Consider the following 13,996-nt stretch of genomic DNA (forward strand, 5'->3'; position numbering starts at 1 on the left):
TATTTTTTGGTATTCGGCTTCATCAATATTCCAGACGTTATACGTTGTCGTTATATCACGAAGCATTAAGCCAAAATACCAATCATTTTTTTCGAATTGCACACCGGCATCAAAGCCAAAACCCCAGGAACTCGCAAATTTACCGATGATTCGCCGAATCACTTTGGCGTTGACACCATATTGAAAACCTGGAATTTGCAGTTTTCGAGCGTATGAAAAGGTAACGCCATAATCAGAAGTCGAGAAAAGACTGATTCTGTTGTAGTCAATATTACCTTGACTGTCGATTAATTCGGTGGTGTTCATAATATTATCGACCCCAAAACGAATCAAAGAGATTCCCCAAGCGCTTTCGTCATCAATAGGTTTGGCGTAAGCAATATAATCATATTGAGCAATATTAGCAAAATAATTAGCGTGCATCAACGACACCTGATGGTCTTCAAGATGAATCAAACCTGCTGGATTCCAATAGCCCGAATTCACGTCGCTGGTGCTAGATGTGACTGCATTTGCCATTCCCAATGCTGCGGCATCAACACCAATATTCATAAACTCGTTGGAATATTTCCGCACGGCTTGACCAAAAGAACTGGTACAAAACACAAATAAAAGGAATAGTGTTATTTTTTTCAACATTGATTGTTTTGCCAAGACGAGGGCTATTAAATTTTCACCAAAAATATAATTTTTTAATGAGCTTCATCCTTCCTTTGGCTAAATAAAACCCAAGCCGAGAAAATGTGTTAAAAAACTCTATTAAAAAACGCACTTCTCATTCACTTATTATACTAAATTTGTGAACTTTGACAATCTAATTAAAATTTCAATGAAAATAAAAAAACATATCCCTAATCTAATTACGCTTCTCAATCTTTTTTCTGGATGCATTGCTTTAGTTTTTGTTGCGGAATTGAATTTTGAAATGGCATTCTATTTTGTTTGTTTGGGAATATTTCTTGATTTTTTTGATGGTTTTTTTGCAAGATTATTCAAGGTTTCAAGTCCGCTTGGTTTACAACTGGATTCTCTTGCCGATATGGTGACAAGTGGAGTCGTTCCGGGTTATGTGATGTTTTGTTTGTTGCTAAAAAGTCAGAATCCTATAGCGCCTATAACCATTTTGCCTTATCTTGGTTTTATCATCACTTTGGGTTCCTGTTATCGTTTGGCTAATTTCAATATTGATACCCGTCAAACCGATTCGTTTATTGGTTTGCCAACACCTGCCAACACTTTGTTTATTATGAGTTTGCCTTTAGTTTTAAAGTATTCGGATTCCTTGATGATTTTTGAAATACTCTCTAATTATTGGGTTTTATTGGCAATTACTTTGCTTAGTGCCTATATACTCAATGCTGAAATCCCACTATTTTCCTTAAAAATAAAAGATTTTAGTTTCAAGAAAAACAGTCTTCAAATAGTATTTTTATTACTGTCACTTTTGTTGTTAGGTTTCTTCCAATATTTGGGAATCCCGTTGGTGATTATCACCTATGTCTTAGTATCAGTTGTGAACAACAATTTCCTGAAAAAGTAGCTTTTCAATGAGGCAAAAAAGCGTCAGAAGTAGCACTCCAATAAAACGAAGGTCTCGAAAAAAAGCTTCTTTTTTCTCTGGCAAATTCATTCGTCTTTCTATAATTGGTTTTTCAGTCTTGCTATTTTTAGGAATTGGCTATCATTATCGAAATGGATTCTTGTATTATCTTGGATTCAAATCCAATAAAATCCAATTCGAAAAAGCCGAGGCTAAACGAATTTCGGATGTTCGCAATTACCAAGTGTTGGAAAGTCATCAGGGTAAAGCCATTGGTTTGGATGTTTCTGAATTTCAAGGAACCATCGATTGGACTTTGGTCGAAACTATCGAAGAGAGTTATCCGCTCGAGTTTGTTTTTATTCGTGCTACCGCTGGGAATGATAGAGAAGACAGGAAATTTGAAGAAAATTGGCTTGGCGCCAAAAAAAACAAAATGATTCGTGGCGCTTATCATTACTATCGTCCCAACGAAAATTCATTGGAACAAGCCGAACTTTTTATTAAAACTGTTCGCCTTCAAAAAGGAGATTTACCTCCGGTTTTAGATATTGAAAAACTACCCAAAGAGCAATCAATTACAAATTTGAAATTAGGATTGAAGCGATGGTTAAAGGCTATTGAAACGCATTATAAAGTAAGACCAATTATTTATACCAGCGAGAAATATTATGACGATTTCTTGAAAGAAGAGTTCTCAGATTATCTTTTTTGGATAGCCAATTATAATTTTTATCGAGAGAAAATTGGAGACGATTGGCTGTTTTGGCAATTTACAGAGAAGGCGACCATTCCTGGAATCAAAGGCAATGTCGATGTGAATATTTATAACGGTGATGTCGAGCAGTTGCGGTTTATTACTTTGGAGTAGTGGCGTTTTCAAACTCAGTCTTTTTATTCATCTTTTCGAAAACAAACTCTGGATTAGTATAATCGATAGGTATTCCAGGAACAAAACAAGGGATGTCTAAAAGAGTGGTTGTAGCTCCTTTCCCTAACAATAACTGATTGTTCTTTTTCAATAAAGCGATAGGAGCCTTCTTCCAGCTGCCACCATACGATATATAATTATAGATTCCACGTAAGGAATCGCCAATAATTTCACCTCTTACACTTCCTGAATCCTTGCCTATTTTTCCGTATTTTACCTCATATTGTCCGTAAAAACGATTTTTGTCTATGGTCAAAGTTAAAACGGCTGTATCCTTTTTGTTCATCGCACGATAAATAGAAGGCGCTTCTTTTTTGTTGAAGTTACAGCTGTAAAGTAATGCTGTTAAAACGAGGATTGATAAAGTGATTTTACCACTAACTATTCTTTTTGCCTTTTCCATAATTAGTAAATTCATTTTGTCGAGTAGTATAAAAATCCCCAAATCCAATTGTTGGAGTCTTCGCTCTATTTTTCTAAAGTTTCCTGACTTGGTTATTTTTCATTTTTTAGAATAGTTGCGAATATTAAAATTCCAACTTCTTTTTCCTCAACTCGAAATTCTGACCTAAATATACACGGCGAACCATTTCATCGACTACTAATTCTTCTGGTTTTCCTTCTTTTAAAATTCCACCTTCAAACATTAGATAGGTCTTGTCAGTAATGGCCAAGGTTTCTTGTACGTTGTGGTCAGTAATTAAGATGCCTATATTTTTGTTTTTTAATTGCGCTACGATGCGTTGAATATCTTCAACAGCAACGGGGTCAACACCGGCAAAAGGTTCATCGAGTAGGATGAATTTAGGGTCGGTGGCAAGGCAACGTGCAATTTCAGTTCGACGTCGTTCTCCACCAGAAAGTAAGTCACCACGGTTGGTTCGAATATGTCCTAAACCAAACTCCTCTATCAAACTTTCCATTTTGGCTTCCTGCTCTTCTTTGGAAAGTTTTGTTAATTGTAAAACACTTAAAATATTATCTTCGACACTTAATTTTCTAAAAACAGAAGCTTCTTGTGCCAAATAGCCAATGCCTTGTTGGGCTCTTTTATACATTGGAAAATGAGTGATGTCCAAATCATCAAGATAAATACTGCCCAAATTGGGTTTTACCAATCCCACGATCATATAAAATGAAGTTGTTTTTCCAGCTCCGTTTGGCCCCAAAAGTCCTACGATTTCCCCTTGATTCACTTCAACCGAAATGCCTTTGACAACGCTTCGACCTTTATATGTTTTGACTAGATTTTCGGCTCTTAATTTCATATTAATTCGTTATTCAAATTCAATATTTGTTATATGACTATTCATTATTATTAATACCAAAATAAATATTGGCACACAGATGACACTGATTTTTTTAATTCAAATTCTAAAAATATTTTTAGAATCAGCGTAAATCCGACTTAATCTGTTTTATCCGTGTGTCATTTTTTCTTTGGTACTTTCGTACAATCATAATTTGTTTTTAGCTGGCTTGCTCACTTTTTAATTTTCTTTTATAAACAATAGAAGATATGATGACACTTAATTCAAAAATCACCAGCATTGGGATGGCTACAATGGTTTGGCTTACCACGTCTGGTGGTGTTACTATGGCGGCAACAATTAGTACCAAAACTATCGCATATCTTCTGTATTTACGCAAAAAGTCAGGAGTTACAAGCCCTAGTTTCGTTAGAAAATAAATGATAATTGGCAGTTCAAAAAATAAACCACCCGCTAAAACAGATGTTTTTACTAGTCCAATATAGGAATCCAAGGTAAATTGGTTTTTTACAATGGCACTTACTGAAAACGTCGCCACAAAATTCACTGACATTGGGATGATAATAAAATACCCAAAAAGCACTCCTAGAAAGAACAACATTGAGGAAATAAAGATAAATATTTTGGCATTCTTTCTTTCTCTTTCATACAAAGCGGGACTGATAAAGCTCCAAATTTGCCATAGAATATAAGGGAAAGCTAAGATAAAACCTGCCAGAATACACATCCAGACAAACATATTAACTTGTCCTTCCATTTCTGTGTTTTGGATGATAAAAGGCAATTCTTCAATGCAAATACTTTCACCGAAATTTAATTGGTGCGACAAATCACAAAAAAAACGATAAGTAAAAAAGGAAGGTCTTGTAGGTCCAAATATAATGGTGTCAAATAAGTAATCACTTATAAAATAAGTTGCAAAAGCCATTATAATTATTGCCGCAGAGCTTCTAACTAATAACCATCTTAATTCCTCAAGATGATCTAAAAACGACATTTCTTTAAGTGTTTTCTTTCCCATTATACAATTCCTTCTTTTAATATGTCATGCAAATGCAACACGCCTTTATATTCGCCATTGTCAACTACAATCAATTGTGTGATGGCAAAATCTTCGAGAATATTTAATGCATCGGCCACCATCGTTGTGGATTGTATCATTTTTGGGTTTTTTGTCATAATATCTTTAGCGGTCAAATGGGTAAAAGTATCGTTTTCGTTTAGCATTCTTCGAATGTCTCCATCGGTTATGATTCCAATTACTTTTTCGTTTTCAATTACGGCGGTTACCCCCAAACGTTTTTCGGAGATTTCGAAAATCACTTTTTTTATGGGAGCATCTGGTGCAACCATTGGTCTCATAGAGTTGTCGAGCATATCCACCACTCGAAGTAATAATTTTTTGCCCAAAGCGCCTCCAGGATGGTATTTGGCAAAATCCTCGCTAGTAAAATTTCGCATTTCCATCAAGCAAACGGCAAGCGCATCGCCCATAACAAGTTGGGCTGTAGTACTGTTTGTAGGTGCTAAATTGTTTCTGCAAGACTCAGCATCAACGGTGGTATTCAAAACAAAATCGGATTCTTTTGCTAAAAAAGAAGTCGTATTTCCTGTAATGGCTATTAGTTGATTCCCGAATCGTTTCAGTATGGGAATGAGGATTTTTATTTCAGGACTGTTGCCGCTTTTTGAGATGCAAATAACTACATCCTCGGGTTGAACCATACCTAAATCGCCATGAATGGCCTCGGAAGCATGCAAAAAAAGCGATGGAGTTCCCGTTGAATTAAACGTGGCGACCATTTTTTGTGCGATAATGGCACTTTTTCCTATTCCAGTAACGATTAATCGTCCTTTGGATTTAAATAGAATTTGAGTGGCTTCGGCAAAGTTAATGTCAATAAAATCAATTAGTTTAGCTATGGATTCACTCTCAGAAAGAATGGTCTTTTTTGCCAAAATCAAAATATTTTCTTTTGTATCCAAAATAGAATTATTATAAAATTTGTGTGTGTAAAAGAAATTAGTATCTTTAGGTGTCGCAAATTTAGATAAAATACCATTAATAAAGAATGAATTCAAACGAAATTGACATCCACAAAGAATTAAAGAAATTTTTTGGCTTTAACCAATTCAAAGGTTTGCAGGAACAAGTTATTAAAAGTATCCTGAATAAGGAAAATACTTTCGTGATAATGCCCACGGGTGGTGGCAAGTCACTTTGCTATCAATTACCTGCTTTGGTTCAAGAAGGGACAGCCATCGTAGTCTCTCCTCTTATTGCTCTGATGAAAAATCAAGTTGACGCTATCAGGAGTTTATCTTCAGAAAATGGTATTGCACATGTTTTAAATTCTTCGCTTACTAAAACTGAAATTAACCAAGTTAAAACAGATATTAGTTCTGGTTTGACGAAACTGTTATACGTCGCCCCAGAATCCTTGACCAAAGAAGAATATGTAAACTTTCTCAAAACAGTTCCAATTTCATTTGTAGCCATTGATGAAGCACACTGTATATCGGAATGGGGTCACGATTTTAGACCTGAATACAGGAATTTAAAACATATCATCAAGCAATTAGGCGATGTGCCAATTATAGGATTAACTGCTACTGCCACTCCAAAAGTACAAGAGGATATATTGAAAAACTTAGATATGTCGGATGCGACAGCTTATAAATCCTCCTTCAATAGACCTAATTTATATTATGAAGTTCGAACCAAGACCAAAAATATCGAATCAGATATTATTCGCTTCATCAAGCAACATAAAGGGAAATCAGGTATTATATATTGTTTGAGTCGCAAAAAAGTGGAGGCTATAGCCGAAGTTTTACAGGTTAACGGAATAAGTGCTGTGCCTTATCACGCTGGATTGGATGCAAAAACACGCGCCAAACACCAAGATATGTTTCTTATGGAAGATGTAGATGTGGTAGTGGCCACGATTGCTTTTGGTATGGGAATCGACAAACCTGATGTGCGTTTTGTTATTCACCATGATATTCCAAAATCATTAGAAAGTTATTATCAAGAAACAGGTCGTGCTGGTCGCGATGGAGGCGAAGGACATTGTCTTGCTTATTATTCCTATAAAGATGTAGAAAAACTCGAGAAATTCCTATCAGGGAAACCAGTTGCTGAGCAAGAAATTGGTTTTGCTTTATTGCAGGAAGTTGTGGCTTATGCCGAAACTTCTATGTCGAGGAGAAAATTTCTTTTACATTATTTTGGAGAAGAATTCGACAATGAAACAGGTGAAGGAGGCGATATGGACGACAATGTTCGCAATCCTAAAGTCAAAATTGAAGCGAGAGATGAAGTAGTCAAACTGCTCGAAGTCGTTCGTGATACTAAGCATATTTATAAGTCCAAAGAAGTTGTTTTTACCCTTATTGGTCGTGTAAATGCAATGATAAAAGCACATAGAACGGATGTTCAACCGTTTTTTGGTTCCGGGATTAATCACGATGAGAAATTTTGGATGGCATTGTTGCGACAAGTACTCGTTGATGGTTTGCTATCTAAGGATATTGAAACTTACGGAGTTGTAAAAATCACCAAAAAAGGATTGGATTTTATTAAAAAACCAGCTTCTTTCATGATGTCAGAAGACCATGAATACAGTGAAACTGAAGACGAAGCAATTATGACCGCTTCAAAATCAACTGGAGTTGCTGATGAGGCATTGATGGGAATGTTAAGGGACTTGCGAAAAAAAGTAGCTAAAAGATTGGGAGTGCCTCCATTTGTTGTTTTCCAAGATCCTTCTCTCGAAGATATGGCTTTGAAATATCCAATTTCTAATGAGGAGTTGGTTAATATTCATGGTGTTGGAGAGGGGAAAGCCAAAAAATACGGCAAAGAGTTTCTAGAATTAATCAGCCGTTATGTTGAGGATAATGATATTATTCGTCCCGAAGACTTGGTAGTGAAATCTACAGGAGTCAATTCGGTTAACAAATTGTATATCATTCAAAATATTGACAGGAAATTATCGCTCGATGATATCGCTTCGGCTAAAGGATTGAAGATGGAAGACCTGATAACAGAAATGGAACAAATTGTAAATTCAGGCACCAAGTTGAACATCAAATACTGGATTGACGAAATGCTCGATGACGACCAGCAGGAAGAAATTCACGATTATTTTATGGAATCGCATTCTGATAATATTGAAGATGCATTGAAGGAATTTGATGGCGATTATGATATTGACGAATTACGTTTAATGAGGATTAAGTTTATCAGCGAAGTGGCCAATTAATTTTAGATTTTAGATTAAGGGCTTAAAAATCCTGTCTGAAATCTGATTATTTTTTTTCTGACAGGAATCCTCGTTAGTGGCTAACCAAAAATTTCCCCTCGATGTGGTTTTAAAACATCTCGAAAAATAATCATATCTTTTTCTTCTATTACCAAAAAAGCTATGGCATACATATCATTAATGACCTCAAAACCAGTGATTTGTATTTGATGTTTTTCTTGAATTAAATATTCTTTCAAGTGAATTTCGTGATGTTCGGCCGTTTTTGCCGAAGCTGGACCTCTAAAATCCCATATTAGTTTAATTTTTCTAGACATTATTTTGGTTTAAAGCTTTTCGAGTGCGAAGTTACAAAGACTAATTTGAAAATGGATTTCGTATTGAATCATAAATTCCATACAAAATGTTATTTTTGCATTGTGTTTTTGTTTTTCGAATAATCGGATAACCAAATCTACGAATAAACATTATACAATGCCACAAGAACTTCTTCTTCAAGTTTCCCCCGAAATAGCTTCCAATGATATGCTTCTCAAAGATTATTTGGCGAAGCAAATAAAGGTTTCTTCAAAAGATATCCAACATATTTCCATTTTGAAACGCTCGATTGATGCACGACAAAAAACCGTGAAATTCAATTTGAAAGTTGCCATTTACTTGGTTGGAGAATCTTTCGAAGAAAATAAAATTCAACTTCCAGATTATAAAAATGTCGAAAATGCTCAAGAAGTTATCGTCGTTGGCGCAGGTCCAGCAGGTCTTTTTGCGGCTTTGCAATTAATTGAATTGGGTTTAAAACCAATAGTTATAGAACGTGGCAAAGATGTTCGTGGTCGTCGTCGAGATTTGAAAGCCATTAACCGAGATCATATTGTTGACGAAGATTCTAATTATTGTTTTGGCGAAGGCGGAGCAGGAACTTATTCGGATGGAAAATTATACACACGTTCTAAAAAACGAGGTGACGTCAATCGAATTCTCGAATTGTTGGTCGCTTTTGGAGCATCACCAGCAATTTTGGTAGATGCACATCCACATATTGGCACCAACAAATTGCCACAAATTATTCAGGATATTCGGGAGAAAATTATCGAAATGGGAGGCAAAGTCCTTTTCGAAACTCGATTGACCGATATTATTATTAAAAATAATGAAGCGCAAGGCATCGTTACCAAAAAAGGCGACACCATTCTTGCCAATAAAATAATTCTGGCAACAGGACATTCTGCCCGAGATATTTTCGAATTATTAGACAGAAAACAAATTTTTATAGAAGCCAAAGCTTTTGCGCTTGGCGTTCGTGCTGAACATCCACAATCACTAATCGACAGTATTCAATACAGTTGTGATTATCGTGGAGAAAATTTGCCACCAGCTCCTTATTCGATTGTGAAACAAGTTGGAGGACGTGGAATGTATTCGTTTTGTATGTGTCCCGGTGGCGTGATTGCGCCTTGTGCGACAAGTCCTGGCGAAGTGGTAACGAATGGTTGGTCGCCTTCCAAACGAGATCAAAACACAGCCAATTCTGGTATCGTAATCGAATTAAAATTGGAAGATTTTAAGCCGTTTGCCAAATTTGGTGCTTTAGCAGGAATGGAATTTCAAAAAAGCATCGAGCAAAAAGCTTGGCATTTGGCAGGGGAAAGTCAAAAAGTTCCCGCCCAACGAATGGTTGATTTTACCCAAAATAAAGTTTCCTCGAATATCCCGAAAACCTCTTATGTTCCTGGAACATCTTCGATAGAAATGGGTCAAGTTTTTCCAAGATTTCTTACCCAAATATTGCGAGAAGGTTTCGTCGAATTCGGAAAATCAATGCGAGGTTTTTTGACCAATGAAGCCATATTGCACGCACCAGAATCAAGAACTTCTTCGCCAGTTCGCATTCCCAGAGATTCGGAAACCTTAGAACATATTCAGATAAAAGGTTTGTATCCTTGTGGTGAAGGCGCAGGTTATGCCGGAGGTATTATATCGGCAGCAATTGATGGTGAAAAATGTGCGCTGAAGATTGCGGAAACTTTAAAATAGAATAGAAATAGTACAGCGTTTTTTATATATTTAGAATCCTATTCCTAATATTTTAGTATTCCCTAGTGATAGACAAAATCAAAACTTCAGGTTTGAAATATTGATCATTAACTGGAGCAAGCAATTGGATTTTTTTGACCACTTCCATTCCTTTAGTGACCTTTCCAAAAGCGGCAAAACCTTGTCCGTCCTTGTTTCTTTTTCCACCAAAATCTAAAGAAGGTTGGTCGTTGATGCAAATAAAAAAACTGCAAGTCGCCGAATCTGGCGTGTCTCTCGCCATCGAAATAACGCCGTCTTTATGAAGTATTCCTGTTTTAGAAGTCCTCTCGAGAGGAATGGCTGCATAAATTTTTGTCGAATCGACTTCGCCACCTTGTATTACTTCAATTTTTATGGAATCTTTTTGCTGGTTATTTAAAGTTACGGAACGAAAAAAGCTAGTATTGTCATACAAATGGGTATCGACATATTTCAAAAAATTGGCGACCGTAATTGGAGCTTTTTTAGGATATAATTCGACGGTAATATCGCCCAAAGAAGTTTTTATAATGCAAGTTTCCTTCTTCTGAGCAGAACTATTTGTGATTGTAAAAAATAGTAAAATTAGTGTGAGCGAGATTTTTTTCATTGTTTTGGGATGAGTTTTGTTTTGGTCACTTTGTGGAGATAGAGTAGGTACCGATTGCAAATCTGCGCTATCGGTTTTTTTACCATTTCCATTCAAAATTCTCTTTATATTCAACGTTTAACTTTTTCGCAAACGATTTTAAATATTCACATATGTTTTCGGTATTTTCAAATTCTCTTTTCGGAATTATAATTGCTTCAGGCTGTAAACGGATAAAAAAATATTCTTTCGTTTCTATTATAGATTTTATTTGTGAATTATAAAATTGAGCATTGCCTGCTACACTTTTAACTTCAATTTCAGTTTCTGTAAATTTTAACTCCATTAATTTGTCAAATCTATTTTTATATGGTTGAATATTTTTCTTAAATATTTTTTCAAACTTTTTTTTCGTTTCTCTTTTATGAAATATTACGAGAAAAAAAGCAACCGATACTAATGTAATAGCATAAAGATTTTCATTTTTATAAATTGATATAGCAATCAGTATAGCAATAATTGATAAAAATATAAATATTATTTTCTGCGAGTTCTTTCTTAATGATCCTTCAACGTCAAAATGATACAAGTTTAATTGTAAAAAGTCATCTTCCGTTAATTTGTACTTTATATCTGTCATTATTTTTATCCTATTTTCTTTTTATTTTCTTTCGGTTTTCTGTCGCTCGAAACTAACGGCTAACTTGTATATATGCTCAGTTTTATATTAAAAAACTGAGAAAAGCTAATCTATTTGTTTGTATATGCTCAACCAGAGTTGAGGTTTATTTTCCATCAAGCTTTCTCTTTCACAAACCCATCAATCACTTTTTGGTAATAATCAAAAGTAGTCTTGGCGATAGATTCCCAACTGAAAATTTTCAAAACACGTTCTCTTCCTGCTTTCCCCATTTGGATTGCCAAGGCTTCGTCTTCTAACAAAATATTGATTTTGTCAGCAAAAGCTTTCTGGAACGCTTCGGGATTGGCAGGATTAAAATCGGTTCTCGAAACGCTTTGCAGTGGTACCAAATATCCAGTGCTCCCTTCGACAATGATTTCAGGAATTCCTCCCACGTGGCTTCCCACAACAGGCGTTTCGCAAGCCATTGCTTCGAGATTAATGATGCCAAAAGGTTCGTATAAGGAAGGACAGGCAAACACTCGAGCGTGACTGTACAAGACTTTTATTTTTTCGCGCGGTAACATTTCCGAGATTAAAATCACGCCTTCTCGTTCTTTTTTTAAATTGGCAATTAATAGTTCGGTTTCTTCGGCTATTTCTTTGGTATCTGGCGCTCCGGCACAAAGGACTACTTGGCAGTTTTTATTGAAATGTTTGGCGGCCTCAATCAATCCCGAAATTCCTTTTTGGCGGGTAATTCGTCCCACAAAAAGTACAAAAGGAACTTCGGGATCAATCCCATATTCCAAAAGTAAACTTTCGTTAAACGTAGGTTTGTAAAATTCGGGATCAATTCCGTTATGAATAACGGTCACTTTTTCGGGAGCAACACCATAAGCTTCGATAACATCTTCCTTCATTTGTTCGCTCACCGCAATAATTCCATCGGCAGTATTGTAAGCACTATTTTCGATCCAACGAGAAAGGAAATAACCATTACCTAGTTGTTCTACTTTCCAAGGGCGATGCGTTTCTAAACTGTGAGTAGTAAGAATAAGTGGAACTTGTAACAATTCACGGGTAAAAATCCCAGCAAGATGCGTGTACCAAGTATGGCAATGAATAACATCGGCCTCGGGTGTGGCTTGAGATAATTCGACATTTTTACTCAGGTTATGAAACATTTTGATGTGCGGATTGCTGCCATCAACCATTTTAGTTAATGAAGAAGTAATTCCTTGCACGTGCATATTCTCGGAATTTACAGATTGATCGCCAAAACAACGCACTTCTACCTGACCTAATTTGGCCAATTCCTGACTTAAAAAATCGATGTGTACTCCAGCTCCGCCATAGATGTTGGGAGGAAATTCATTGGTAAAAAGTGCTATTTTCATTTTGTAAATTTTTATGGATTTGTATTTTTCTTCTGATGGTAACTGATTTTACATCAACAATCCAAATATAATAAATTTCCATTAGCATTTACATAACCATTAAGATGTAAACCATAATTTTAAGCGCATAAAAAAACCGAAAATTACTTTTCGGTTTCTTCCTATTCTATTTTTTAACTTTCAATCTATCTTTAAATAGTTTTTCAAATTTTTCTATTTTGGGTTGAATCACCATCTCGCAATACGGTTGGCTTTTGTTGTTTTGATAGTAATTTTGATGGTAATCTTCTGCTTTATAAAATTGGTTAAGCGGTTCTACTGTTGTAACGATTGGATTTGAATATACTTTGTCTTTTTCTAAAGCGTTAATAATTTCTTGAGCCGCTACTTTTTGCTCTTCGGTTGTATAAAATATCACGGAACGGTATTGGGTTCCCACATCGGCACCTTGACGGTTTAAGGTTGTTGGGTCGTGAACGGTAAAGAAAATCTTGAAAATTTCGTCTAGTGAAGTAACCGATTTGTCGAATGTGATTTGCACAACTTCAGCGTGACCAGTTGTACCCGTGCAAACTTCTTCGTAAGAGGGATTGACGGTTTTTCCTCCTGCGAATCCTGAAACTACTGATTTTACTCCTTTTAGTTGTTCGTAAACGGCTTCTACACACCAATAGCATCCGCCTCCCAGCGTTATGTTTTCCAAATTGTTTGTGCTATTATTTTCTGCAATGACCTTGTCAGGAACAAAATCCAATGCGATAGAATTCATACAATATCTTTTGCCTGTTGGCGCTGGACCGTCATCAAAAAGATGACCTAAATGGCCATCACATCTACCACATAAAGCTTCAATTCTCTTCATTCCATAAGAATTGTCTTCTTTGTAAACCACGCTGTTTTTGTTTTCTTGCTCAAAAAAACTTGGCCAACCGCAACTACTTGCAAATTTCTGGTCGGATTTAAATAATTTATTCCCACAAGCGGCACAATAATAAGTTCCTTTTGCATCAGAATTCCAAAGTTTTCCTGTGAATGCTCTTTCCGTATCAGCATTTCTTGAAACAGCATACAAATCTTCAGGTAATACTTTCTTCCATTCGGCGTCAGTCAGATTGAGTTTTGTTGTGTCGGTATTTGAGTAATAAGGATTTCCTGGTTTGCTAATTGTATTTTCCATTGTTGAAGGTTTTGAAATATAGTTTTGTTTTTTTGTTGTTTGCCCACAGGCTTGAAACATAAATAGCGGAATCAAGAATAGGAAGATTCGGATTGGGATTGTTGGTTTCATATTTTCTTTTTTTATACTCCAAAAGTATAATG

General features: G+C 35.8%; 14 protein-coding genes. 4 read left to right on the plus strand and 10 right to left on the minus strand.

Features of this window, described 5'->3' with window-relative positions; genetic code table 11:
* On the minus strand, positions 1 to 552 hold a 552-nt coding region (locus PHC28_RS07770; RefSeq protein WP_367278008.1), incomplete at its 3' end, for a PorV/PorQ family protein.
* A 277-nt stretch (positions 553 to 829) separates the two neighbouring features.
* Here PHC28_RS07770 and PHC28_RS07775 point away from each other — a divergent pair.
* Both PHC28_RS07775 and PHC28_RS07780 read left to right on the plus strand, forming a co-directional pair.
* Complete coding sequence (locus tag PHC28_RS07775) at positions 830 to 1,540, plus strand: CDP-alcohol phosphatidyltransferase family protein (protein WP_300098248.1); 711 nt, start codon at positions 830 to 832, stop codon at positions 1,538 to 1,540.
* A gap of 7 nt (positions 1,541 to 1,547) precedes the next feature.
* Complete coding sequence (locus PHC28_RS07780; RefSeq protein WP_300098252.1) at positions 1,548 to 2,411, plus strand: glycoside hydrolase family 25 protein; 864 nt, start codon at positions 1,548 to 1,550, stop codon at positions 2,409 to 2,411.
* Here the strand turns inward: PHC28_RS07780 and PHC28_RS07785 are convergent.
* From PHC28_RS07785 to PHC28_RS07800, 4 genes are all read right to left on the minus strand, one after another.
* Entirely contained in the window at positions 2,398 to 2,874 is a 477-nt protein-coding gene (locus tag PHC28_RS07785) for a hypothetical protein (protein ID WP_300098257.1), read from the minus strand. The two genes, PHC28_RS07780 and PHC28_RS07785, sit on opposite strands and share 14 nt — an antisense overlap.
* A gap of 124 nt (positions 2,875 to 2,998) precedes the next feature.
* Positions 2,999 to 3,739, minus strand: coding sequence for an LPS export ABC transporter ATP-binding protein (gene lptB, locus PHC28_RS07790; RefSeq protein ID WP_300098260.1), 741 nt, complete (start codon positions 3,737 to 3,739; stop codon positions 2,999 to 3,001).
* Between the two features lie 202 nt (positions 3,740 to 3,941).
* Positions 3,942 to 4,763, minus strand: coding sequence for a twin-arginine translocase subunit TatC (tatC, locus tag PHC28_RS07795; protein ID WP_300098267.1), 822 nt, complete (start codon positions 4,761 to 4,763; stop codon positions 3,942 to 3,944).
* On the minus strand, positions 4,763 to 5,728 hold the full coding sequence (locus PHC28_RS07800; RefSeq protein ID WP_300098274.1) for an SIS domain-containing protein: 966 nt from the start codon (positions 5,726 to 5,728) through the stop codon (positions 4,763 to 4,765). The genes tatC and PHC28_RS07800 overlap by 1 nt, the downstream gene beginning before the upstream one ends.
* An 86-nt stretch (positions 5,729 to 5,814) precedes the next feature.
* On the opposite strand from PHC28_RS07800, the gene recQ reads away from it, so the two are divergent.
* Positions 5,815 to 8,010 carry a DNA helicase RecQ gene (gene recQ / locus PHC28_RS07805; protein ID WP_300098283.1) on the plus strand — a complete coding sequence of 732 codons (2,196 nt, stop codon included), beginning with the start codon at positions 5,815 to 5,817 and terminating at the stop codon, positions 8,008 to 8,010.
* Positions 8,011 to 8,090: 80 nt separating this feature from the next.
* Here the strand turns inward: recQ and PHC28_RS07810 are convergent, their stop codons facing one another.
* On the minus strand, positions 8,091 to 8,327 hold the full coding sequence (locus tag PHC28_RS07810; protein ID WP_300098296.1) for a hypothetical protein: 237 nt from the start codon (positions 8,325 to 8,327) through the stop codon (positions 8,091 to 8,093).
* Between the two features lie 157 nt (positions 8,328 to 8,484).
* Between PHC28_RS07810 and PHC28_RS07815 the strand changes: the two genes are divergently transcribed.
* The gene (locus tag PHC28_RS07815) at positions 8,485 to 10,044 is read left to right on the plus strand and encodes an NAD(P)/FAD-dependent oxidoreductase (protein WP_300098299.1); all 1,560 of its coding nucleotides are present in this window, start codon (positions 8,485 to 8,487) and stop codon (positions 10,042 to 10,044) included.
* A 52-nt stretch (positions 10,045 to 10,096) separates the two neighbouring features.
* Here the strand turns inward: PHC28_RS07815 and PHC28_RS07820 are convergent, their stop codons facing one another.
* The 4 genes from PHC28_RS07820 to PHC28_RS07835 all read right to left on the minus strand — a co-directional run bounded on the left by PHC28_RS07820 (position 10,097) and on the right by PHC28_RS07835 (position 13,964).
* Positions 10,097 to 10,789 (minus strand): peptidylprolyl isomerase, encoded by a 693-nt coding sequence (locus PHC28_RS07820; RefSeq protein WP_300098302.1) that lies wholly within the window; start codon positions 10,787 to 10,789, stop codon positions 10,097 to 10,099.
* The gene (locus PHC28_RS07825; RefSeq protein ID WP_300098309.1) at positions 10,755 to 11,294 is read right to left on the minus strand and encodes a YcxB family protein; all 540 of its coding nucleotides are present in this window, start codon (positions 11,292 to 11,294) and stop codon (positions 10,755 to 10,757) included. Before PHC28_RS07825 ends, PHC28_RS07820 begins: the two co-directional genes overlap by 35 nt.
* A 155-nt stretch (positions 11,295 to 11,449) precedes the next feature.
* Positions 11,450 to 12,676 (minus strand): glycogen synthase, encoded by a 1,227-nt coding sequence (gene glgA, locus PHC28_RS07830; protein WP_300098312.1) that lies wholly within the window; start codon positions 12,674 to 12,676, stop codon positions 11,450 to 11,452.
* Between the two features lie 166 nt (positions 12,677 to 12,842).
* Positions 12,843 to 13,964: a bifunctional methionine sulfoxide reductase B/A protein gene (locus PHC28_RS07835; protein ID WP_300098315.1), complete on the minus strand. Its 1,122-nt coding sequence runs from the start codon at positions 13,962 to 13,964 to the stop codon at positions 12,843 to 12,845.
* Between the last annotated feature and the right edge of the window lie 32 nt (positions 13,965 to 13,996).

This window comes from Flavobacterium sp., assembly GCF_028712645.1.
Lineage (GTDB): Bacteria > Bacteroidota > Bacteroidia > Flavobacteriales > Flavobacteriaceae > Flavobacterium.

Excerpts from the sequence above, each read along its gene's own strand:
- PHC28_RS07775 (WP_300098248.1), top strand. The coding sequence starts at position 830 with ATGAAAATAAAAAAACATATCCCTAATCTAATTACGCTTCTCAATCTT.
- PHC28_RS07780 (WP_300098252.1), top strand. The coding sequence starts at position 1,548 with ATGAGGCAAAAAAGCGTCAGAAGTAGCACTCCAATAAAACGAAGGTCT.
- PHC28_RS07785 (WP_300098257.1), bottom strand. The coding sequence starts at position 2,874 with ATGGAAAAGGCAAAAAGAATAGTTAGTGGTAAAATCACTTTATCAATC.
- lptB (WP_300098260.1), bottom strand. The coding sequence starts at position 3,739 with ATGAAATTAAGAGCCGAAAATCTAGTCAAAACATATAAAGGTCGAAGC.
- tatC (WP_300098267.1), bottom strand. The coding sequence starts at position 4,763 with ATGGGAAAGAAAACACTTAAAGAAATGTCGTTTTTAGATCATCTTGAG.
- recQ (WP_300098283.1), top strand. The coding sequence starts at position 5,815 with ATGAATTCAAACGAAATTGACATCCACAAAGAATTAAAGAAATTTTTT.
- PHC28_RS07810 (WP_300098296.1), bottom strand. The coding sequence starts at position 8,327 with ATGTCTAGAAAAATTAAACTAATATGGGATTTTAGAGGTCCAGCTTCG.
- PHC28_RS07815 (WP_300098299.1), top strand. The coding sequence starts at position 8,485 with ATGCCACAAGAACTTCTTCTTCAAGTTTCCCCCGAAATAGCTTCCAAT.
- PHC28_RS07825 (WP_300098309.1), bottom strand. The coding sequence starts at position 11,294 with ATGACAGATATAAAGTACAAATTAACGGAAGATGACTTTTTACAATTA.
- glgA (WP_300098312.1), bottom strand. The coding sequence starts at position 12,676 with ATGAAAATAGCACTTTTTACCAATGAATTTCCTCCCAACATCTATGGC.
- PHC28_RS07835 (WP_300098315.1), bottom strand. The coding sequence starts at position 13,964 with ATGAAACCAACAATCCCAATCCGAATCTTCCTATTCTTGATTCCGCTA.